This window comes from Curtobacterium sp. SL109 (assembly GCF_026672405.1).
GTDB lineage: Bacteria > Actinomycetota > Actinomycetes > Actinomycetales > Microbacteriaceae > Curtobacterium.
The window spans coordinates 1,304,137-1,324,153 of the sequence record NZ_JAPPRB010000002.1 but is presented as its reverse complement, the minus strand read 5'-3'; the positions used below and the strand labels follow the sequence as shown (position 1 = coordinate 1,324,153).

20 protein-coding genes are annotated in these 20,017 nt (G+C 71.7%); 9 read left to right on the top strand and 11 right to left on the bottom strand.

Translation table 11 applies throughout. The features are described 5' to 3' along the window. Nucleotides 1-198: 198 nt before the first annotated feature. Genes OVA28_RS07850 through OVA28_RS07840 form a run of 3 tightly spaced genes read right to left on the bottom strand, consistent with a single transcriptional unit; the run spans nucleotide 199 to nucleotide 3,438 of the window. On the bottom strand, nucleotides 199-1,956 hold the full coding sequence (locus tag OVA28_RS07850; RefSeq protein WP_194661299.1) for a DEAD/DEAH box helicase: 1,758 nt from the start codon (nucleotides 1,954-1,956) through the stop codon (nucleotides 199-201). Nucleotides 1,957-1,996: 40 nt separating this feature from the next. After that, nucleotides 1,997-3,097 carry a helix-turn-helix domain-containing protein gene (locus OVA28_RS07845; RefSeq protein WP_268096497.1) on the bottom strand — a complete coding sequence of 367 codons (1,101 nt, stop codon included), beginning with the start codon at nucleotides 3,095-3,097 and terminating at the stop codon, nucleotides 1,997-1,999. Further along, the gene (locus tag OVA28_RS07840; RefSeq protein WP_194661301.1) at nucleotides 3,091-3,438 is read right to left on the bottom strand and encodes a hypothetical protein; all 348 of its coding nucleotides are present in this window, start codon (nucleotides 3,436-3,438) and stop codon (nucleotides 3,091-3,093) included. The genes OVA28_RS07845 and OVA28_RS07840 overlap by 7 nt, the downstream gene beginning before the upstream one ends. A gap of 206 nt (nucleotides 3,439-3,644) precedes the next feature. On the opposite strand from OVA28_RS07840, the gene OVA28_RS07835 reads away from it, so the two are divergent. The 6 genes from OVA28_RS07835 (at nucleotide 3,645) to OVA28_RS07810 (ending at nucleotide 9,245) form a co-directional block, all read left to right on the top strand. Beyond that, nucleotides 3,645-4,448: a helix-turn-helix transcriptional regulator gene (locus OVA28_RS07835; protein ID WP_268096496.1), complete on the top strand. Its 804-nt coding sequence runs from the start codon at nucleotides 3,645-3,647 to the stop codon at nucleotides 4,446-4,448. Beyond that, entirely contained in the window at nucleotides 4,441-5,151 is a 711-nt protein-coding gene (locus tag OVA28_RS07830; RefSeq protein ID WP_268096495.1) for a GAF and ANTAR domain-containing protein, read from the top strand. The genes OVA28_RS07835 and OVA28_RS07830 overlap by 8 nt, the downstream gene beginning before the upstream one ends. Continuing rightward, nucleotides 5,148-5,861 (top strand): GAF and ANTAR domain-containing protein, encoded by a 714-nt coding sequence (locus tag OVA28_RS07825; RefSeq protein ID WP_268096493.1) that lies wholly within the window; start codon nucleotides 5,148-5,150, stop codon nucleotides 5,859-5,861. Before OVA28_RS07830 ends, OVA28_RS07825 begins: the two co-directional genes overlap by 4 nt. 484 nt (nucleotides 5,862-6,345) lie before the next feature. Continuing rightward, nucleotides 6,346-7,032: an Ltp family lipoprotein gene (locus tag OVA28_RS07820; protein WP_268096492.1), complete on the top strand. Its 687-nt coding sequence runs from the start codon at nucleotides 6,346-6,348 to the stop codon at nucleotides 7,030-7,032. Between the two features lie 171 nt (nucleotides 7,033-7,203). Then, nucleotides 7,204-8,589 (top strand): FAD-binding oxidoreductase, encoded by a 1,386-nt coding sequence (locus OVA28_RS07815; protein WP_268096491.1) that lies wholly within the window; start codon nucleotides 7,204-7,206, stop codon nucleotides 8,587-8,589. Nucleotides 8,590-8,732: 143 nt separating this feature from the next. Further along, complete coding sequence (locus tag OVA28_RS07810) at nucleotides 8,733-9,245, top strand: DUF427 domain-containing protein (RefSeq protein ID WP_268096490.1); 513 nt, start codon at nucleotides 8,733-8,735, stop codon at nucleotides 9,243-9,245. A gap of 45 nt (nucleotides 9,246-9,290) precedes the next feature. On the opposite strand, the gene OVA28_RS07805 is transcribed toward OVA28_RS07810, so the two are convergent. From OVA28_RS07805 to OVA28_RS07790, 4 genes are all read right to left on the bottom strand, one after another. Next, nucleotides 9,291-9,881 carry an acyltransferase gene (locus OVA28_RS07805; RefSeq protein ID WP_194661307.1) on the bottom strand — a complete coding sequence of 197 codons (591 nt, stop codon included), beginning with the start codon at nucleotides 9,879-9,881 and terminating at the stop codon, nucleotides 9,291-9,293. A 166-nt stretch (nucleotides 9,882-10,047) separates the two neighbouring features. Further along, nucleotides 10,048-10,998 carry a helix-turn-helix transcriptional regulator gene (locus OVA28_RS07800; RefSeq protein WP_268096489.1) on the bottom strand — a complete coding sequence of 317 codons (951 nt, stop codon included), beginning with the start codon at nucleotides 10,996-10,998 and terminating at the stop codon, nucleotides 10,048-10,050. A 76-nt stretch (nucleotides 10,999-11,074) separates the two neighbouring features. Further along, a complete protein-coding gene (locus tag OVA28_RS07795) occupies nucleotides 11,075-11,674 on the bottom strand; it encodes a TetR/AcrR family transcriptional regulator (protein ID WP_268096488.1) in 600 nt (199 codons plus the stop codon). 13 nt (nucleotides 11,675-11,687) lie between these two features. After that, a complete protein-coding gene (locus OVA28_RS07790) occupies nucleotides 11,688-11,861 on the bottom strand; it encodes a hypothetical protein (RefSeq protein ID WP_194661310.1) in 174 nt (57 codons plus the stop codon). 214 nt (nucleotides 11,862-12,075) lie between these two features. On the opposite strand from OVA28_RS07790, the gene OVA28_RS07785 reads away from it, so the two are divergent. The 3 genes from OVA28_RS07785 to OVA28_RS07775 all read left to right on the top strand — a co-directional run bounded on the left by OVA28_RS07785 (nucleotide 12,076) and on the right by OVA28_RS07775 (nucleotide 15,642). Next, the gene (locus OVA28_RS07785; RefSeq protein ID WP_268096487.1) at nucleotides 12,076-13,029 is read left to right on the top strand and encodes a helix-turn-helix transcriptional regulator; all 954 of its coding nucleotides are present in this window, start codon (nucleotides 12,076-12,078) and stop codon (nucleotides 13,027-13,029) included. 433 nt (nucleotides 13,030-13,462) lie between these two features. After that, nucleotides 13,463-14,140: a hypothetical protein gene (locus tag OVA28_RS07780; protein WP_194661312.1), complete on the top strand. Its 678-nt coding sequence runs from the start codon at nucleotides 13,463-13,465 to the stop codon at nucleotides 14,138-14,140. An 824-nt stretch (nucleotides 14,141-14,964) separates the two neighbouring features. Continuing rightward, nucleotides 14,965-15,642: a hypothetical protein gene (locus OVA28_RS07775; RefSeq protein ID WP_194661312.1), complete on the top strand. Its 678-nt coding sequence runs from the start codon at nucleotides 14,965-14,967 to the stop codon at nucleotides 15,640-15,642. 121 nt (nucleotides 15,643-15,763) lie between these two features. Here the strand turns inward: OVA28_RS07775 and OVA28_RS07770 are convergent, their stop codons facing one another. The 4 genes from OVA28_RS07770 to OVA28_RS07755 are packed head-to-tail and all read right to left on the bottom strand — an operon-like array spanning nucleotide 15,764 to nucleotide 20,017. Continuing rightward, nucleotides 15,764-17,416: a glycoside hydrolase family 13 protein gene (locus tag OVA28_RS07770; RefSeq protein WP_268096486.1), complete on the bottom strand. Its 1,653-nt coding sequence runs from the start codon at nucleotides 17,414-17,416 to the stop codon at nucleotides 15,764-15,766. After that, entirely contained in the window at nucleotides 17,413-18,258 is an 846-nt protein-coding gene (locus OVA28_RS07765) for a nitrilase-related carbon-nitrogen hydrolase (RefSeq protein WP_268096484.1), read from the bottom strand. Before OVA28_RS07765 ends, OVA28_RS07770 begins: the two co-directional genes overlap by 4 nt. Then, nucleotides 18,255-19,064: a carbohydrate ABC transporter permease gene (locus tag OVA28_RS07760; protein ID WP_268096483.1), complete on the bottom strand. Its 810-nt coding sequence runs from the start codon at nucleotides 19,062-19,064 to the stop codon at nucleotides 18,255-18,257. The genes OVA28_RS07765 and OVA28_RS07760 overlap by 4 nt, the downstream gene beginning before the upstream one ends. Continuing rightward, complete coding sequence (locus OVA28_RS07755) at nucleotides 19,061-20,017, bottom strand: carbohydrate ABC transporter permease (RefSeq protein WP_071272511.1); 957 nt, start codon at nucleotides 20,015-20,017, stop codon at nucleotides 19,061-19,063. The genes OVA28_RS07760 and OVA28_RS07755 overlap by 4 nt, the downstream gene beginning before the upstream one ends.

Sequence of the window (20,017 nt, the reverse complement as noted above, 5' to 3'; positions counted from 1 at the left end):
CCGGCCGACTTCCGGCGGAACGGGTGGCGGCCGAAGTGCGGGCCTCCGTGCGGAGTCCCGCAACGGTCCGGGCCCACAGACTGACGGGAGGCTCCCCACCGGGCACGGCCGACCCGCCGCTGGCGCGTCGGGTCGGAACCGGCCGGCGTGGGCCCAGGTTCCAGCTGGAACCGGGCCTCCAGTCAGAGCGATCTCGCGTCAGTAGCGCGACGTGCGCGCCGGGCGGTCGTCGTCGTCGCGGGGGCGACGCGAGCCGCCGCCGCGGCGGTCGGGCTGGATCTCGATGAGCCGGCCGCTGATGCGGGTGTCGCGGAGGCGCTCGATCACGTCACCGGGCATGTCCGACGGCAGTTCGACGATGGAGAAGTCGGGCTGGATGCGGATCGCGCCGAAGTCGTCGCGGCGCAGGCCGCCCTCGTTCGCGAGGGCACCGACGATCTGGCGCGGCTCGACGCGGTGCCGACGACCGACCTCGATGCGGTACGGCGTCATCGGGACCGAGCGACGACGACGGTCGCCGCCGTCCTCTTCTCGGCCCTTGCGCTCGTCGCGGCTCTTGCGCTGGTCGCGCTCGACCTGGCGGCGGAGGGCGTCCTCGGCCGGGTCGAGGAGCAGCGGGGTCTCCCCCTGCGCCACCACGGCGAGCGCGGCGGCCACGTCGGCCTCCGGGACGTCGTGGTGCTCGACGTAGTGGGCGATGATGTCGCGGAAGGCCTCGACCCGGCCGCGCTGCTCGAGCGCCGCGGTGATCGCGTCGTCGAAGCGGGTCAGGCGGGTGACGTTGACGTCCTCGACCGAGGGCAGCGTCATCTCGGTGAGCGGCTGACGGGTGGCCTTCTCGATCGCGGTGAGCAGGCGGCGCTCACGCGGGGTGACGAAGCTGATCGCGGCACCGCTGCGGCCGGCGCGGCCCGTGCGGCCGATGCGGTGGACGTAGGACTCGGTGTCGACGGGGATGTCGAAGTTCACCACGTGGGTGATGCGGTCGACGTCGAGGCCACGGGCGGCGACGTCCGTGGCGACCAGGATGTCGAGCTTGCCCGACTTGAGCTGGTTCACGGTGCGCTCGCGCTGCGCCTGGGCGACGTCACCGCTGATGGCGGCGGCGGCGTACCCGCGGGCACGGAGCTTCTCGGCCAGGGTCTCGGTCTCGCTCTTGGTGCGGACGAAGATGATCAGGCCCTCGAAGTCCTCGACCTCGAGGATGCGGGTGAGCGCGTCGACCTTCTGCGCGTACGACACGATGAGGTAGCGCTGCGAGGTGTTCGCGGACGTGGTCGTCTTGGCCTTGACGGTGATCTCGGCCGGGTCGTTGAGGTACTGCTTCGAGATGCGGCGGATCTGCGCGGGCATCGTCGCGGAGAACAGCGCGACCTGCTTCGTGTCCGGCGTCTCGGCGAGGATCGTCTCGACGTCCTCGGCGAAGCCCATCTTGAGCATCTCGTCGGCCTCGTCGAGCACCAGGTACTTCAGCTCGGACAGGTCGAGCGTGCCCTTCGCGATGTGGTCCATGATGCGACCGGGCGTGCCGACGACGACGTCCACGCCACGACGCAGTGCCGACAGCTGCACGCCGTAGGCCTGGCCGCCGTAGACGGGCAGCACGTGGACGCCCTTCATGTGGGACGCGTACTGCTCGAAGGCCTCGCACACCTGGAGCGCGAGCTCACGGGTCGGCGAGAGCACGAGCGCCTGGGGCAGCTTGCTGCCGGCGTCCATGCGGGACAGGACGGGCAGCGCGAACGCCGCCGTCTTGCCGGTGCCGGTCTGGGCGAGACCGACGACGTCACGCCCGGCGAGCAGGGTCGGGATGGTGGCGGCCTGGATCGCGGACGGGGTCTCGTACCCGATGTCCTTGACGGCCTTGAGGACGGGCTCGCTGAGCCCCAGGTCGGCGAACGTCACCACGGGCCCCTCGTCGATGGGTTCGGTGGTGCTGTTCGTTTCGGAGCTCATCCTGGTACGGTACCCGGCCGGACGCGGGTCTGCCGAACCGTCACGCCGTTCTGGGCACGGCGCGGCTCCGCAGACGACGGGTCGGCAGCCCCCGCAGCGTCTCCCCCGGGTACTCCCCGAACCGCTGCAGGTACGTGCCGGCGAAGCGTCCCATGTGCCGGAAGCCCCACTCGCGGGCGACGGTCGCGACCGTGACGGACCCCGGGTCGGCGAGCTGCAGTGCGATCCGGACGCGGTCCAGGCGCATGTGCTGCAGGTACGTCATCGGCGTGCTGTCCGTGTAGCGCAGGAACGCGCTCTGCAGCGTCCTGGCGCTGACCCCGGTCGCGCGGCACATGTCCGCGAGCGTGACCTGGTCGCCGCAGTGCTCCGCCAGGTACGCCTGCGCGAGCTCGACGGTGGTCCGTCCGGCGCCGAGCTCCCGCCGGTCCGAGCGACCGCCGTACGCGCGGACGACCCACTCGGCGAGCTGGACCTGCAGGGACAACCGCGCCTGGTGCGGGTCGACGTCACCGAAGGCCGCCGTGGCGACCGCTCCGAGGGCGGCGCGGAGCCCGGGCAGCGCCTCGGGCGACGGCTGCATCCGGAAGGTCGCCGTGCCGCTCCTGGTGCCGCCGTTCAGGACTGCCCCGACGGTCTCCATGAACCCGAGGTCGATGCGCACCAGGTGGTGCACGCCCGCCGGGACGACGACCGAGTACGGCCGGTCGACGGGGAACACGACGGGGATGCCGGGTTCCGTGACGACGCGGTCGGCGCCGGTGTCGATGCCGACGCCACCGCATGCGGTCCACTCGAGGGTCAGCCATCCACTGCCGTCGAGGTCACCGCGGCGGTCGGTGGTCACGGCGGAGTTGACGAGTTCGACGTTGAGGTCGCGGAGGGTCCGGAGTCGCCAGCGGAACGGTTCGCCACGGCCGAAGACGACGTCCTCGGCGCCGTACACGTCCTCGAGCAGGCGGACCGCGTCACGGCGGTCGGTGCCAGCGTGGTCCGACAGCCGTCTGGCGTCCAGGCGCTGCCCGAGCTGTGGCAGCTCGGACCGGAGGGACTCCGCCGGCGCGGTCGTGTCGTTCGACACGGTCCCGGTCGACGCTGTCGCGGTCGTGGTCGACGCCGTCGTGGCGGTCGCGGTCAGCACGACGGCTCCGTGCGCTGCTCGCCGCACGCGTGCTCGAAGTACGCGTGCGCCGCCTCGAGCGACCCGACGGACCGGTGCTCGTCGAGCGTCGCCATCAGCGTGCACTGGTACCCGCCGTCACGGTGCTCGACGAAGCCCAGCAGCATCGCCGGGTCGTCCTGTCCTGCGGCGCCGTCGACCACCCGCCAGCACGTGGCGTCGACCGGCTGCACGCGGACGTCCAGCGGGTCGGTCTGCACGAGCGCTCTGATCCGGTCCGCGTGCACCCGGTGGCGCCAGGTGACCGTGTCCCCCGTGACCGTGTTCCCTGTCGGGGCCCCTGCCCCCGTGTTCCCTGTCATGTCTGCTCCAGGTCCCCAGTGGAGTCACCCGCTCCAGGCTGAGACACTTCGAGTATCGGCTGGCCGGTATGCGTACCGACAGGGGTTGACAAGAAAGCGCGGAACCGTCAGCATCGCGGTTCGTGATCCGGACAAGGTGACCGCGGGACGTCCCGGCGGCCAGACGCCTGGACCACGGGCCGACCCGGCCCCCGTACGCTGACGACATGCCTGACGACGTCGCTCCAGGAGAGACCACGGGCACGACGGCCCGGCTCTCCCGGACCGTCCGCGACGCGCTGCACTGGCTCCACGACCACGCGCAGGAACGCATCGCCGTGCCGGACGTCGCCGCCGCCGTCAACATCTCGCCGCGCGGGCTCCAGAAGGCCTTCCACCGCGAGGTCGGCGTGAGCCCCGGGCAGTACCTCCGGGCGCTGCGGCTGGAGGGCGTCCGGCGCGACCTGCAGTCCGCCGACCCGGCCGACCGGCCCACCGTGGCCGAGGTGGCCCGGCGCTGGCACTTCAGCAACGCCGGGCGCATGGCCGCCGACTACCGCGCGGCGTTCGGTAGCGCCCCGTCCGCTGCCCTCCGGTACTTCGAGCCGGACGACGAGCCGGGCACGCGGATCCCGGCGCTGGCCGACCCCGGCAGCGAGCGGCGCCGCTTCCGACTGGTGCTCGACGTCGAGATCGACGTGCAGGACCCCGACGCGACCCTGGCCAGCGCCCTGCACCGGGCCGAGCGCGAGATCGTCGCCTGGCAGGGCTACCGGCCCGACGGCGGGACCGAGGACCTGGTGGCGTTCGTCCTCAACGACGCCGTCCGCCGGGCTCTGCACGACACCGACGGGCTGCGCCTCACCTCGGTGAACCCGCTCCTGCGCCTGCCCGAAGCCGACGGGTCCTACGTGCCGGTCGAGCTGCCGGCCTGGGGTCCGACCGCGCCGCCACCACCGCCGACACGCCGGACGACCGCAGGCGGCTCGCGGGTACCATCGGACACCGATCAGGAGGACGCCGATGGATGACGCAGTGAAGCGCGCGTTCCGCGCCATCCGCTCGTTCGACGTCCCGGATGACGAACTCGGCGAGTCGATCCGACAGGCGGTGCCGCTCGGCAGTGTGTCGGTCTCCTCCTTCGGCGTGCTCGGGACGAACGAGACCGTCTCGGCGTCGGACGACACCGCGCTCCGCGTCGACGAGATCCAGCTCGACCTGACCGAGGGCCCGTGCTGGGCGGCCCTGAGCCGACGCAACCCGGTCCTCGAGGGCGACATCGTGCAGCACCCGAACAGCGACTGGCCCGCCTTCAACGAGGCTGCGCTCGAGGTGCCCGTCCGTGCCGTGTTCGCGTTCCCGATCATCTTCGGTCCGTTCCCGCTCGGCGCCGTCGACCTGTACGCGTCCGAGCCGACCGACCTCGAGCACGAGCAGGTCGAGATCGCGGCCGCGCTCGCGACCGCGATGGGCCGCCGGGTGCTGCGGCGCGCGGTCCACACCGTCGAGGACGAGGACGCCCTCGTCGACCGCAACCCGTTCTCGCGCCGCGTCGTCCATCAGGCCACCGGTGTCGTCCTCGCGCAGCTCGACATCACCCCCGACGACGCCACGCTGCTGATCCAGGGCCACGCGTTCGCCCGGAAGACCTCGATGCGCCAGGTCGCCGAGGAGATCATCAGCGGCGCCGTGCGGTTCGAGCGACACGGCGGTCTGATCGAGGACGTCCGGTGACCGGCGCACCACGGGAGGCACGGATCGTCGACACGTTCGCGACGCTCGCCGACACCCTCGTCGACTCCTACGACGTCGTCGAGCTCCTCCAGACCCTGGTCGAGACCTGCGCGGACGTGCTCGACGTGGACGCCGCCGGCATCATGCTCGCGAACGCCTGGGGCGAACTCGAGGTCATCGCGTCGACGTCGGAGACCAGTCGGCTCATCGAGGTCCTGCAGCTCGACGCCGAGGCCGGGCCCTGCATGACCACCTTCACCACCGGCCAGCCCGTCGCGTGCCCGGACATCGCGGACGCACCAGCCGCGTGGGCGGCCTTCAGCGCCGGGGCACTGGCGCTCGGCGTCCGATCGGCGCACGCCGTGCCGCTGCGCCTCCGCGCCACGGTCATCGGCACGCTCAACCTGTTCGGCACCGCACCCGGCACCCTCTCCGCCTCCGACCTGCGGATCGCCCGGGCCCTGGCAGACGTCGCGACGATCGGCATCCTGCACGAGCGGACCCTCCGCGAACACGAGGTCGTGCAGGCCCAGCTGCAGCGCGCCATCGGGTCCCGCGAGGTCATCGAGCAGGCCAAGGGCGTCGTCTCCCACGTCAGGAGCGTGTCCATCGAGGACGCCTTCGGCATCATCCGCGCCCATGCCGTCGCCACCGGCAAGCGCCTGTCCGACGTCGCGCAGGCGATCGTGGACCGCACCCTGCGCCTCTGAGCCGCACCGGGCCCCGGACGGGTCCGGACGACGGACGGGAGGCCCGTGGACCCGTCAGGCGATCAGGCGATCAGGCGATCAGGCGATCAGGCGATCAGGCGATCAGGCGATCAGATCGTACAGCGGGCCCTCTGCCTCCTCGAGGTCGGTGCCGTCTCCAAACGGCGAGGCGCCGTGGAAGATCCTCGCGGCCTCGGACGCGACGACGTCGCCGCATGGACCTCGCTGCTCCGCGGGGTCCTGACCGGCCGTCCCGTGTCAACCAGCGAGCGCAGTCCCGGGCCATCGCGACGAACTGCCTCGAAGTGGGGTGATGCGGTTGTCCGCAGACCTCCGCTGACCGGAGCGGAAGAAGTCTCACGTCTGTGAGGATGTCCACATGAGCACACCCGATGCCGGATCAGACCCCACCGCCGCCTTCCACCCTGCGGGAGCCACCGCCCCGCCTCAGCCCCCTTCCGCCCCTGGGCAGCGAGCGGCCGGCATGGCCATCGCTGCACTCGTGGTCGGGATCATCGCGTTCCTGATGGGACTCATCCCGGTCCTGGGAGCGCTCGTGGGCATCGTCGCCGTCGTCCTCGGCGTCCTCGCCCTCCGGAAGCGTCAGTCGAAGGGCATGGCGGTCACGGGACTCGTCCTCGGCGGGATCGCGGTCCTGTCGTCGATCGGGATCGCTGCCGGCATCGGCGCCGCCGTGAACTCGTCGGACGGGAAGTCGGCAGCCGCGATCGTGCAGTCGTCCACACCGGAGCCCTCGAAGTCGGAGCCGGTCTCGCCGGAGCCGAGCGAGGCGAAGAAGCCCGCGAAGACCGCTGCGCCCGCGGCCGCGCCCGAGCCCGCCAAGACGCCCGAAGCCCCAGCGGTCCCGGTGGAGTACCTGTCGGCACTGGCGAAGGCCGAGAGCTACTCGACCGTCATGCACATGAGCAAGGCCGGCGTCTACGACCAGCTCACCTCCGAGTACGGCGAGCAGTTCGCCCCCGAAGCCGCGCAGTACGCCATCGACACCGTCTCAGCCGACTGGAACGCCAACGCACTCGCGAAGGCGAAGTCGTACCAGGAGTCCATGTCGATGTCCCCCGCCGCGATCCGCGACCAGCTCGTGAGTGACTACGGCGAGAAGTTCCTGCCGGCGGAGGCCGACTACGCCATGCAGCACCTGAACGACTGAGGCTGCGCACCACTTCGACCGGTGTCGAGGGCGGAGCGCAGGGGACGGGAGGCTCGTGGCAACGCCGCCATGAGCCTCCCGTCCTGCCGTGAGCGAGACCGGTGCACGCGGTCGGGGCGGGCGTATCGTCGAGCGGACCGCACCGCCGCGCCCCGGAAGGACCACCACCCGATGACCCTCACCACCGCCGTGGACACGTCCGCGCTCGACGCCGTGCTCGCGTCCGACCAGGTCCTCCGCGACCCGGCGTCGCTCGAGCGGTACCGCCAGGACGACGCCGAGTGGGCCGTGTCCGAGCTGCCCCTCGTCGTCGTGCTCGCGCGGAGCACCGAGGACGTCGTCGCGACGGTGCGCTGGGCGGCGGCCAACGGTGTGCGGGTCGTGCCCCGCGGCGCCGGCACCGGGCTCTCCGGCGGTGCGAACGCGGTGGCGCACTGCGTGGTGCTGTCGCTCGAGCTGATGGACGCGGTGCTCGAGGTGGACGTCGACGAGCGGTACGCCGTCGTGCAGCCGGGGGTCATCAACGACGCCCTGCGTGCCCGGGTGGCCGAGGACGGCCTGTGGTACCCGCCGGACCCGGCGAGCTCGGCCATCTCGACGATCGGCGGCAACGTCGCGACGAACGCCGGCGGCATCTGCTGCGTCAAGTACGGCGTCACCCGGGACTACGTGCTCGGGCTGACGGTGGTGCTGGCGGACGGGTCGGTCGTCGACCTCGGCAGGCGCACCGCGAAGGGCGTCGCCGGGTACGACCTGACGGGGCTGATGGTCGGGTCCGAGGGCACGCTCGGCATCGTGACGTCGGTGACCGTGAAGCTGCTGCCCCTGGCCGGCCGGGACGAACGCGCCGTGATCGGGTACTTCCCCTCACTGAGTGCCGCGGGTGACGCCGTCGCCGCGGTCTCACGTGCGGGGATCGTGCCCGCCGCGCTGGAGATCGTCGACCGGACGTGTCTGCGTGCCGTCGACGACTGGATGCACCTCGGGCTGCCCTCGGACGTGGACACGCTGCTGCTCGCCCGCGTCGACGAACGCGGAGCCGCCGGGGACGCCATCGCCGACCAGGTCGCCGCGGTCTTCGCCGCCGCCGGTGGCACGGACGTCGAACGGGCCACCGACCCGACGGAGATCGACCGGCTGTTCCAGGCCCGCCGACTCGCCTACCCGGCGCTGGAGCGACTGGGTCCCGTGCTGACCGAGGACATCTGCGTCCCGCGGAGCGCCGTCGCCGAGATGCTCCGCCGCATCCAGGCCACCGCTGCCGCGAACGACGTGACGATCGCCAACATCGCGCACGCCGGGGACGGCAACCTGCACCCGCTGATCATCGCGCCCGAGGGCGACACCGCCGCGAAGGCCCGTGCGAAGACGGCGTTCGACGCGATCGTGGCGGACTGCCTGGCGCTCGGCGGGACCGTCACGGGCGAGCACGGGGTCGGGCTGCTGAAGCTCCCCGGCCTCCGCGCGGAACTCGGCGAGCGTGTCCTGGCGATGCACCGGTCGGTCAAGGACGCCCTCGACCCGGCCGGCACGCTGAATCCCGGCAAGGCGTTCTGACGCGGCGCCCCGCGGCGCACGCGGTGCGCTCAGCGGCCCTGGTGGTGCCCATCCGACGGCGGACGGGAGGCCCGGTGCGGGCCCGCCACGGGCCTCCAGCCCGTCCTCGGCCACCGCACCGGCTCGGCGGGTAGACCGGAGCCATGACACCGCGCTTCCCGGGACACCCGGCACCCACTCAGCCCGGCCCCGGCCAGGAGTCCGTCTGGGACTACCCGCGCCCGCCGCGGGTCGAGCAGACGTCCGACCGGATCGTGGTGCGCCTCGGCGGCGCGGTGATCGCCGACACGACCGCGGCGGTGCGCGTGCTGGAGACCAGCCACCCGCCCGTGTACTACCTGCCCGCCTCGGACTTCGCGCCGGGTGCGCTGACCAGGACGAGCGGCTCGAGCATGTGCGAGTTCAAGGGCCGCGCCGCCTACTACGACGTCCACGGTGGTGGCGAGACCGTCGAGCGGGCCGGATGGCACTACCCGACGCCCGAGCCGGGGTTCGGCGAGCTCGAGGGCCGCGTCGCGATCTACCCGTCCGCGATGGACTCGTGCGAGGTCGCCGGCGAGGTCGTGCAGGCGCAGGCCGGGGACTTCTACGGCGGCTGGATCACCTCGCGCGTGGTCGGGCCGTTCAAGGGCGAGCCGGGCACGCTCGGGTGGTGAGGCGGGACCGGCCAGAGGGTCCGGGACTGCTCGGTCCGGGCCCGCTCAGCGCTGGTCGGTGACCGCTGCGGGGTCCGGTGCGTCCGTCGGCCGTGCCAGCTCACGGATGCGCCTGGCTGGCACGCCCGCGTAGACGCCGTGTGACTCGAGGTGGCCGGTGACCACGGCGCCGGCCGCGACGACGACGTCGTCGTCGATGCGCGAGCCCGGGAGGATCGTGGCACGTCCGCCGATCCACACCCGTTCGCCGATGGTCACCGCACGTCCCTCCGCGGTGCGGCTCCAGCTGCCGTCCGAGCCGATGGCGTGGTGGCTCGTCAGGATGAGCACCTGCATGCCGATCGCCGTGTGGTCCCCGATCGTCACCGGCGCGATGGCCTCGATGTCGACGCGGGTGTTGAAGTAGACGCCGCGACCGATGCGGAGGTTCCTGGCGCTGCCGTTCAGGGAGAACTGCGCGTTCGGTCCGGACTCCACCTGCGCGCCGGCGGCGTTGAGCAGGGCTCGTCGCGCAGCACGAGGCAGGAGCGGTGCACCGAGGACGGTCGTGAACAGCACGCTGCTGAGGCCGCCGACGACGTCCTCGCGCAGGCGGGACACGAAGGTCGAGCTGGCCGGGACGGGGACTGCAGCCATGGGGGTTCCGTTTCCTACGGGCGGGCGGTGTTGCTCGCTCTCTGTGAAGAGAAACAGGATCGCCTGTCGTGGACAATGCCCGGAGTCGGACGGTGCGGGGTTCCGCAACGACCTCCGCGTCAACTGTCGTCGCGCTGCGTCCGTCGTCAGCCGTCGTTGCGCATCGTCAGCCGCGCAGTGTGGCGCTCGGGTACTCGCCGAAGCGCTCCGCGTAGGCGGCCGAGAACCGTCCGGCGTGCGCGAAGCCCCAGTGCCGCGCCACCTGTGCAACGTTCGTCCGGACGGGGTCGGCGTGCAGCAGCTCGGCACGGATGCGGTCGAGTCGGACACCACGCAGGTAGCTGTTCGGCGTGGTGCCGAGGTGCCGGCGGAACCCCTCCTGCAACGACCGCAGGCTGAGGCCGGCCAGGCGCGCGAGGTCCGACGTGGAGATCGGCAGGTGCGCGTTCTCGTGGACGTACTCCACGACGCTCCGGAGGTGCGCGTTCCGCGGCAGCAGGAGTCCCTCGGGCAGGGCGACGTGCTGCTGCGGGTACAGCTCGAGCAGCGACACCGCGGCCAGCCGCCCCATCTCCACCTGCAGCAGCGGCGACGCCGCGCGGTCCATCGTCGTCGCGGAGATCAGGTGCACGGTCTGTCGCCAGCGGCGCATCGCGGCGGCGTCGGGCTCGGCGGTGTGGTCGAAGCGGAACGCCGAGGTGTCGAGACCGCGTTCGGCACCGATGTCCGTGACGAGCTGGCGGTTCACCTGGACCAGGCGCTGGTCGTAGTCCTCGAAGGCGAACCGGAAGGCCTCGTTCGGCCACATCTGCGGCACGCCCGGTTCGAGCTGGATCTCGCGGCGACCGAGGTCGAGCACACCGGTGCCGCGGGTGATCCACTGCACGACGTAGTCGTCGCCATCCGGCATCTCCCCCGTCAGGCGGCCACCGAACTGGACGGCGCGGAGCGTCATGCTCGCGTCCCCGGCGGCTGCGTAGCGGTAGGAGAACGCTGCGGAGGTCTCCTCGGCGGACCAGGCGACCCCCGCGTACGCCGAGGCCAGTGTCGCCCGTGCGGTGGTGAGGTCGTGTCCGCGTTCGTCGACGCGGATCCGATCGGTCGTCTCGTCAGTCATCGTGCACCGCGGACCACCCTGACATCCGCTCTGCACCGAGCCGCCGGGCTTGTCCGGAAGTCGCGGTCGGGCGCCCTCAGGCTCCGTCGGGCAGGTCGTAGACGGACATCAGCATCGCCGCAGCTGTCCGGGCGGAGCGTGCGGGCTGGACGGTGCCGTGGATCGCCGCCTCGACCTGGGCGCCCTCGATGAGCAGGGTCATGGCGTCCGCGAGGTACGGCGGGAGCTCCGCCTCCGTGCAGAGACCGGCGACGAAGCCCTCCAGCTCGGCGAGGTGTTCCTCGGCCAGGCCGGCGACGGTCGGGTCGTTCCGGCCGAGTTCCCCGTAGCTGTTGATGAACGAGCAGCCGTGGTAGCCGCCGTCGGCGAAGCAGGTCTCGAGGTAGGAGAAGACGGCGAGCACCCGGTCCCTCGGGTCGGCGAACTCGTCGACGAAGCGCCGGAGGCCTTCCGTCCAGTCCTGGTGCCGGTACTGCAGGGCGGCGACGACGAGGGAGTCCTTCGACGCGAACGCGCTGTCGAGCTCCGGGCGCGTGAGCCCGGCGGACGCCGCGATCCGGTCGAGGGTGACGAACGCGATGCCCTCGGCGGTGAAGAGCGCGTCTGCGGACACGACGACTGCCCACTCCTCGGTGCTCCGGGCGGGTGGGTCGAGGATGAGCGGCTGGTGCAGCATGCCGGACCGGGGCCTACGCGGCGGCGAAGAAGTCGGCGTAGGCGGGCTCCCTGCCGTACGTCTGGGTCATCGGCTCGTGCAGGCGCGCTGCGACGATGGCGGCGAGCTCGTCCGGCGGCGTGAGGCCGCGGCGGCGCCACTCGGTCGGGTGCTGGCGGAGGGCGGCGAGAGCCTGACGATCGAGCATGTGCGTGTCCTGTCCTCGGTGCGACAGGACCGCGTCGGTCCTGGCAGGGTCGACGCTAGGGGTGCCGCACCCTGCCGAGCGAACCGGGCCAGAGGCATCCGCGAAAGGCGGACACCTGACCCCGCCAGCGCTCCGAGCACGCGCGCAAGCGGGACATGTCCGGTCTCCGCCCGGCGCAGCCCGTACCGGTCCCACGCCGTGGGATGCTGGGGGCATGTCGTCCCTGGACCCGACGCCGGTCCACATCGGGATCAGCCTGACCGACCCGGCCGCCGCGTCGGCGGCGATCGCCACGATGTACGGCAGTACCGACCTCACCGCGGTCGAGTTGGACGACACGTTCTCCTTCCGCTTCACGGCCGAGGGCGACGACACGATGACCATGCGGTCGTCGCGCCTCAGCGGGCGGTTGGCCGGGGACGTCCCGCCCGGCGACGACGTCGTCGTGCAGTGGCTGACGAGCGGCACCGGGACGTTCGACACCGGCAGCAGCCCCCTGGAGCTCACACCCGGCCGGCCCGTGCCGCTGCTCCCGCAGCGCACGTTCTCGTTCGACCTGTCCGACTACGACCAACGCCTCGTGCACCTGGACCGTGCCCTGGTGGAACGGGTGGCCTCGGAGCGGGGCAGCGACGTCGGCGACGGGCTCCGCTTCGACCTGCACACCGAGCCGTCCCCCGCGGCGGTCCGCGCCTGGCACAACTCCGCCGCGCTCGTCACCCACACGCTGCGCGACGCCGGATCGGGTGGCTTGCTCCACCGGGAGATGGCACGGCTGATGTCGGCGGCGCTGCTGGAGATGTACCCGCTGTCGCCGTTGCCCGACGCCGGCATCTCGCGGGTCCGGTCCGCCCACGTCCGTGCGGCCGTCGAGTACGTGCACGCGCACGCGCACCTGCCGATCACGACGACGTCGGTCGCCGAGGCCGTGGACGTCGGCCTGCGCGCCCTGCAGGAGGCCTTCCGCTCCGAGCTCGGCGTGACGCCGAACGAGTACGTCAGGAGCGTCCGGCTGGACCGGGCCCGCGACGAGCTCCTACAGACGGACCCGACCACCTCGATGGTGCGCGACGTCGCCCGGCACTGGGGCTTCATGCACCTCGGTCGGTTCTCCCAGATGTACGCCAGTCGGTTCGGCGAGTACCCGAGGGACACCCTGGCGCGCTAGTCGACCGCGCGATCAGCGGTGGATGTCCGGTATCCGAGGATGACTGTCCCGCGGACGGGGGTGGTTCGCGCGAGCCGGACTTTCGCTTCGCTCGACGCTCGCCTGCACCGTACGGTCGTCACGCCGCACATCGCCGTGCATCGGTCCCCTGTTCCGGTGGTTCTTCGTCCCTAGCGGAGTTCCGGCCCGCGAGCGTCGCCCCTCGACCCGAACCGGGGGCGACGCTCGCAACACCTCCCGCGCTGCGCCGTCGAGCCCGCGGAGAAACTCGTTCCAAACCCTCTGGCCGAGGGCGCCGAATCACTGTCACGACCGGGAACCACCCGGGGCGCTCACCAGCCAGACATCGCTGGTTCTCCACCCTCATCGAGGGTGTGTTCGGCGCGCACACAGCAGCCGCGCCGAGCGCGACACAGCAAAGGACACGAACACCATGCGCAAGATCACCAAGACCACGGTCTCCCTCGCCGCCGCTGGCGCGATCATCCTCACCGGTGCCGGGTTCGGCGTCTCCGCCGCGCAGGCCACCCCCACGATCCACACGGTCGCCTCGTCCTCCTCCAAGATCCCCGCCCCCGTCGCGTCGGTCCCCGAGGTCCTCGGCGGCGACACCTCCGTCGCCCTCGACAAGGGCTTTACCGACGCCCTCACCTCCCTCAAGCTCACCCCCGGCGTCTCCGGCACCGCGAAGCTCGCCGACGGCGCCGTGTCGTTCCCGATCACCGCCGGGTCGGTCACGTACTGGAGCCCGGACGGCAACTACCGCCCCTACGTGCAGGGCCTGCTGAACCACGACGACTCCGGTCTGACCCTGAAGGCCGGCGACACGACCGTCACGCTGGAGAACTTCGTCGTGAACCCCGGCTCCTCCAAGCTCTACGGCGACGTCCTCGTCAACGGTGAGGTCGCCGCCCCGAACGCGTACCTGTTCTCCCTCCACGGTGGGTCGCTGAAGGCCCTCCAGCTCGAGGGTGACAACGCGATCCTGACCGGCACCACCGTCCACGTCTCCGCCGACGCCGCGAAGCTGCTCAACAGCACCTTCAAGACCGACGCCGTCAAGGCAGGCCTCCTCGTCGGCACCGCGACGATCACCGCCCAGATCAAGTAACACCCCCGCGGGGCCACCCGCACAGCAGCACCACACACGAGAACGCCGCCCCCTGCCGGGGCGGCGTTCTCTGCGTTGCACCACCTCCGCGCGGAACGACCCATCACGCCCGCAATGACACGTGGGATCGCGCGTTGACGGTCGGAGCGAACGACCCGTCACGCGCGGAACGACCTTCCGAGCGCGGCACGACTCGCGAACCAGCACACGCCGGTCGATCGCCCACGACCGACCTCAGCCTGGGCGAGCCAGCGCGGGGCCGACGACCGATCTGCTTCCGAGCGATGACGGATCCGGTCGTCTCCGCCCGAGTTCCCTGAACCGGATCCGTCATCCCGTAGAACGAGAACCCGTTCAGCGCGCGGTCTCACCCATGACGCGAGCGATGGGAAGCACAATCGCGCGCCGCAGGTCGGAACGAACGACCCGCCACGCGCGGAACGACCCTCCGAGCGCGGGACGACCCCCGACGCGCGGGACGACCGTCCGCGCGCGGGACGACCGACGTCGCGGCCGCTGCCCTCCTGCGCAGTTTGCGCAGAACGCGCACGCACTTGCGCGTTGTGTGCAATCCTCGCGCCCGCGCAGCCCTGAGACGGACGCCACCCGGTCCGCTACACGCCGAAGCACGAGCGTGGCCGCCCCGTACTGGGGCCGACGGAGGCCGTGCCCATCGCGGGATGCCGTGGAAGACTACTCGTATCCGGGAATCTCCCCGAGCGCTCACCAGCCGCCCATCGCTGGTTCTCCACCCTCATGCAGGGTGTGTTCGGCGCGCACACAGCAGCCGCGCCGAGCGCGACACAGCAAAGGACACGAACACCATGCGCAAGATCACCAAGACCACGGTCTCCCTCGCCGCCGCTGGCGCGATCATCCTCACCGGTGCCGGGTTCGGCGTCTCCGCCGCGCAGGCCACCCCCACGATCCACACGGTCGCCTCGTCCTCCTCCAAGATCCCCGCCCCCGTCGCGTCGGTCCCCGAGGTCCTCGGCGGCGACACCTCCGTCGCCCTCGACAAGGGCTTCACCGACGCCCTCACCTCCCTCAAGCTCACCCCCGGCGTCTCCGGCACCGCGAAGCTCGCCGACGGCGCCGTGTCGTTCCCGATCACCGCCGGGTCGGTCACGTACTGGAGCCCGGACGGCAACTACCGCCCCTACGTGCAGGGCCTGCTGAACCACGACGACTCCGGTCTGACCCTGAAGGCCGGCGACACGACCGTCACGCTGGAGAACTTCGTCGTGAACCCCGGCTCCTCCAAGCTCTACGGCGACGTCCTCGTCAACGGTGAGGTCGCCGCCCCGAACGCGTACCTGTTCTCCCTCCACGGTGGGTCGCTGAAGGCCCTCCAGCTCGAGGGTGACAACGCGATCCTGACCGGCACCACCGTCCACGTCTCCGCCGACGCCGCGAAGCTGCTCAACAGCACCTTCAAGACCGACGCCGTCAAGGCAGGCCTCCTCGTCGGCACCGCGACGATCACCGCCCAGATCAAGTAACACCCCCGCGGGGTCGCCCGCACAGCACCACACACGAGAACGCCGCCCCCTGCCGGGGCGGCGTTCTCTGCGTGTTCCCACGCGAGCCGACGTGGCGGAGGGAGGCCGAGCCTCCTGGCCGTCAGCCGTCGTCGTGGACGCGCAGCCAGACCGCGGAACCGCCCGCCAGGACGCCACCGGCGGCCGCGCCGGGGACGGACGCGACGAGCACCTCGCCGACGGGGAGCGGTACAGGGTCGGTCCCGAAGTTGCCGACGACGACGACCGCACCGCTGGACCACGTCAGGACGTCGTCCGGGGAGGGCAACCACGTCAGGGACCCGGACCCGAGACCGAGTGACCACCGCGTCTCGAGCGCCCTGCGGTACATGGTGAGCGTCGAGTCGTCGTCGTCCCGCTGCAGGTCGGCGGCGTACGAGCCGAAGTCCGTCGGCTGCGGGAGCCAGGTGTCAGCCGAGGACGAGAACCCGAACGACGGACCGTCCGCGGTCCACGGCAGCGGGACACGGCAGCCGTCCCGACCCCGGACGCGGTGCCCGGACCGCTCCCAGATCGGGTCCTGGCGGACCGCGTCGGGCAGCGCCGTCGCCTCCGGCAGGCCCAGCTCCTCACCCTGGTACAGGTAGGCGGAGCCCGGCAGGCCGAGCATGAGCAGGGTCGCCGCGCGTGCGCGTCGGAGGCCGAGCGCCCGGTCCGGCTGCGGGTCGTCGGCACCGACGCCGGCCTCGAGCTCCACGGGACCGTCGTACCCGTAGCGGCTGGCGTGGCGCATCACGTCGTGGTTCGACAGCACCCAGGTCGTGGGGGCGCCGACCGCGTCGTTGGCCCGGAGGCTGACGTCGACGTTCTCGCGCACCGCGGACGCGTCCCACGGCAGGGAGAGGTACGCGAAGTTGAACGCCTGGTGCATCTCGTCGGACCGGACGATGCGCGCAGCACGCTCCGGAGGGAGCCAGGCCTCGGCGCAGAGGATGCGCTGCCCGTCGTACTCGTCGAGGATCCGCCGCCACTCCCGGAAGACGTCGTGGATGCCCTCCTGGTCCCACATCGGAGGCATCACGCCGTCCACCGGCTCGACGACGCCGTGCGTCGTGTGCGGCCAGTCCGGCAGCCCCGGTGCCTTGACGATGGCATCGCAGACGTCGACGCGGAAGCCGTCGACGCCTCGGTCGAGCCAGAACCGCAGCGTCGTCGCGAACTCCGCGTGCACGCGCTCGTCGTCCCAGTTCCAGTCCGGTTGCTCGGGGGCGAACAGGTGGAGGTACCACTGGCCGGGCGTCCCGTCGGACTCCGTGACCCGAGTCCAGGCCGGTCCCTCGAACATCGAGGTCCAGTCGTTCGGCGGGAGCTCGCCGTCCACCCCACGACCGTCCCGGAAGTGGAACATGCCGCGCTCGGGGCTGCCGGGACCGGCTGCGAGTGCCGCGACGAAGCGCTCGTGCCGGTCCGAGCAGTGGTTCGGGACCAGGTCGACGATCACGCGGAGCTGCAGCTCGTGTGCCCGGTCGATGAGGGCGTCGGCATCGGCGAGCGTGCCGTACATCGGGTCGACTGCGCGGTAGTCGGCGACGTCGTAGCCACCGTCGGCCTGCGGGGACGGGTAGAACGGCGACAACCAGACGGCATCCGCGCCGAGTTCGGCCACGTGGTCGAGTCGTCCCGTGATCCCCCGGAGGTCCCCGGTGCCGTCACCGTCCGCGTCCGCGAAGGACCGGGGGTAGACCTGGTAGATGACGGCGGTGCGCCACCAGTCGTGTTCCTCGCTGTGGCTCATGCCCTGGGGACCTCTCGTGCGTAGAGCTCGGGACGGCGGTCCGCGAGCCAGTCGTTGTGCGGGCTCGTCGACTTGTCGCGGGCGAGCCCCGGGAAGACGTCGGCAGTGACGGACTCCGGTCCCCCGTGCCCGACGGTCTCCGCGGCGACCCAGCCGAACTGGTCGACGATGACACTGGCTTCGTTCCAGTCCTGGCCCCGCTCGGTGCCGGCGCGGTCGCAGCAGGCGATGAACACCCCGTTCGCCCGTGCCGCCGCCTGCGCCGCGATGACCTCGGCGACGCGGTCCCGTTCGGGATGCGCACCGACCGGCCAGTTCGTCGGCACCGCGATCAGGTCGGCGCCGGCCGACGCCAGGGCTCGCGGCATCTCCGGGAACTCCATGTCGTAGCAGACCAGGAGCCCGATCCGGCCGTGGACGGTCTCGACCACCGGAGGCAGGTCGTCGCCGGGGGCGAACACGAGCGTCTCGCGGTCCCAGAGGTGGGTCTTCCGGTAGACCGCGCGGACGCCGGACGCATCGACGAGGGCCACGCTGTTGCTGAGGGCCCCGGTCCCGTCGTCCTCGGCTTCGCAGAACCCGAGGACGACGACGGAGTCGGTGCCGGCGAGCAGCGCGGCCACGCGGTCGAACAGCGGGTCGGCCGCCGTGATCGCGACGGCGGCGGCCTCGGCGGCACCGCGGAACACGTACCCGCTCGTGACGAGCTCCGGCAGGACGAGCACGTCGACGTCGTCCTCGAGCGCCCGTTCGACAGCCGTGACGACCAGCTCGCTGTTGCCGACGAGGTCTCCCAGCACCGGCGCGAGCTGGTCGCACCGGATCCGCGCGACGCCGGTCACTTCACCGCCCCCTCGGTCAGACCCGTGATCAAGCGCCGCTGCAGGAGGACGTACGCGAGCACGATCGGGAGCGCCACGAGCACCGCGGCCGCAGCGGTCACGTCGGGTTGTGCGCCGTGCTGCGCCCCCGAGAAGAACGACAGGGACAGCGGAGCGGTCTGCACGGCCTCGTTCTGCGGCACGAGCACCAGCGCGAGCAGGAACTCGTTCCAGGTGAACAGGAACAGGATCGTCGCCAGGGTCGCCACGGCGGGCATCGCGACGGGCATCAGCACGCTGCTGAGGATCCGGAACCGGGACGCCCCGTCGATGCGCGCGGCTTCGAGGAGCTCGCCGGGCACGGACGCGAAGAACGACCGCATCCAGAACACCCCGAGCGGCACCGAGAGCCCGACCTGCGGCAGGATCAGCGCACCGTAGGTGTCCACGAGACCCCAGCCCGCCAGCATCTGGTAGAGCGGCAGCACCGTGACCTCGTACGGCAGGACGAGGCCCACGAGGAGGAGCACCAGGATGAGCCGTCCACCGGGGACCCGCATGTGCGCGAGCGCGTAGCCGGCCAGGCACGCGATCGCCGCGGTCACGAGCACGACCGTGATCGCCACGATCGCGCTGGAGACGAGCGCCGAGGCGAACCCGCCCTGCGTCCACGCCTCGGCGTAGTTGCCGAAGCCGACCCCGGTGCCGTCGGCACCGTTCCCGCCGAGTGACGTCACGATCACGGACGCGAGGGGGAAGGCGGCGATGAGCGCCGCGACCACCAGGACTGCGTGGGTGAGCGTGGTCTCGCTGCGTGCGACCTTCACGAGGACAGCTCCTTCCGCTGTGTGCGTTCGGGCCGTTCCCGGAGCGCGAGCTGCACGATGCCGACGACCACCAGGATGAGGACGGTCAGGACGACGGCGAGCGCCGACGCCTGTCCGAGTGCCCGGTTCTGGAACGCGTCCTGGTAGACGAACACGCTCGGGACCGTCGTCGACGTGCCGGGACCCCCGCGCGTGGTGTTCCAGATCAGGTCGAAGTTCCGGAGCGCGAACGTGATGGTCAGGATGAGCGCGATCGAGATCTGCGGGCGCAGCGCCGGCAGTGTGACCGCGGTGAACTCCCGGAAGGCCCCGGCACCGTCGAGCCGCGCCGCCTCGTAGAGGGAGCGGTCGATGGTGGCGATCCCGGCGAGGAACAGCACCATGCACAGGCCGTACTCGACCCAGGTGCCGATGATGCCGATGGACGGCAGCGCGGTCCCGAAGTCCCCGAGCCAGCTGTGGGCCAGACCGCCGAGGCCGATCGCTCGGAGCACGTCGTTCAGCGGGCCGTCATCGGCGAGGATCCCGCGCCAGGCGACGGCGACGACGACGCTCGACAGGATCTGCGGCAGGAACAGCACGGCGCGGAAGACGGTGAGCCCGTGGATCCGGATGCGCGACATCAGGCCCGCGAGCAGCAGGCCGATGAGGACCGGCAGCGCGGCGTAGAACACGAGCAGGACCAGGGAGTGCCCGAGCGCCTGCCGGAGGTCCGGGTCGGAGAACACCGCGGCGTAGTTCGACCAGCCAGCCGGGGTGGCCACGCTGATGCCGTCCCAGTCGTAGAACGAGATGCGGACCGACTGGATGATCGGGACCACCACGAACACGACGAAGAACGCGAGCGCCGGTGCGACGTAGAGCAGGGAGCTCCAGCTCGGGCGCGAGGCCGCCGGGCGGCGCCGACGTGGCGCCGTCCGACGGGGGTCCTGCTCGATCAGCGTGGCCGCCAT

What these genes read in the sequence shown, in the direction of transcription:
- OVA28_RS07850 (WP_194661299.1), bottom strand. Translation starts at nt 1,956, where the DNA reads ATGAGCTCCGAAACGAACAGCACCACCGAACCCATCGACGAGGGGCCC.
- OVA28_RS07840 (WP_194661301.1), bottom strand. Translation starts at nt 3,438, where the DNA reads ATGACAGGGAACACGGGGGCAGGGGCCCCGACAGGGAACACGGTCACG.
- OVA28_RS07835 (WP_268096496.1), top strand. Translation starts at nt 3,645, where the DNA reads ATGCCTGACGACGTCGCTCCAGGAGAGACCACGGGCACGACGGCCCGG.
- OVA28_RS07830 (WP_268096495.1), top strand. Translation starts at nt 4,441, where the DNA reads ATGGATGACGCAGTGAAGCGCGCGTTCCGCGCCATCCGCTCGTTCGAC.
- OVA28_RS07820 (WP_268096492.1), top strand. Translation starts at nt 6,346, where the DNA reads ATGGCCATCGCTGCACTCGTGGTCGGGATCATCGCGTTCCTGATGGGA.
- OVA28_RS07815 (WP_268096491.1), top strand. Translation starts at nt 7,204, where the DNA reads ATGACCCTCACCACCGCCGTGGACACGTCCGCGCTCGACGCCGTGCTC.
- OVA28_RS07810 (WP_268096490.1), top strand. Translation starts at nt 8,733, where the DNA reads ATGACACCGCGCTTCCCGGGACACCCGGCACCCACTCAGCCCGGCCCC.
- OVA28_RS07805 (WP_194661307.1), bottom strand. Translation starts at nt 9,881, where the DNA reads ATGGCTGCAGTCCCCGTCCCGGCCAGCTCGACCTTCGTGTCCCGCCTG.
- OVA28_RS07800 (WP_268096489.1), bottom strand. Translation starts at nt 10,998, where the DNA reads ATGACTGACGAGACGACCGATCGGATCCGCGTCGACGAACGCGGACAC.
- OVA28_RS07795 (WP_268096488.1), bottom strand. Translation starts at nt 11,674, where the DNA reads ATGCTGCACCAGCCGCTCATCCTCGACCCACCCGCCCGGAGCACCGAG.
- OVA28_RS07790 (WP_194661310.1), bottom strand. Translation starts at nt 11,861, where the DNA reads ATGCTCGATCGTCAGGCTCTCGCCGCCCTCCGCCAGCACCCGACCGAG.
- OVA28_RS07785 (WP_268096487.1), top strand. Translation starts at nt 12,076, where the DNA reads ATGTCGTCCCTGGACCCGACGCCGGTCCACATCGGGATCAGCCTGACC.
- OVA28_RS07780 (WP_194661312.1), top strand. Translation starts at nt 13,463, where the DNA reads ATGCGCAAGATCACCAAGACCACGGTCTCCCTCGCCGCCGCTGGCGCG.
- OVA28_RS07775 (WP_194661312.1), top strand. Translation starts at nt 14,965, where the DNA reads ATGCGCAAGATCACCAAGACCACGGTCTCCCTCGCCGCCGCTGGCGCG.
- OVA28_RS07770 (WP_268096486.1), bottom strand. Translation starts at nt 17,416, where the DNA reads ATGAGCCACAGCGAGGAACACGACTGGTGGCGCACCGCCGTCATCTAC.
- OVA28_RS07755 (WP_071272511.1), bottom strand. Translation starts at nt 20,017, where the DNA reads ATGGCGGCCACGCTGATCGAGCAGGACCCCCGTCGGACGGCGCCACGT.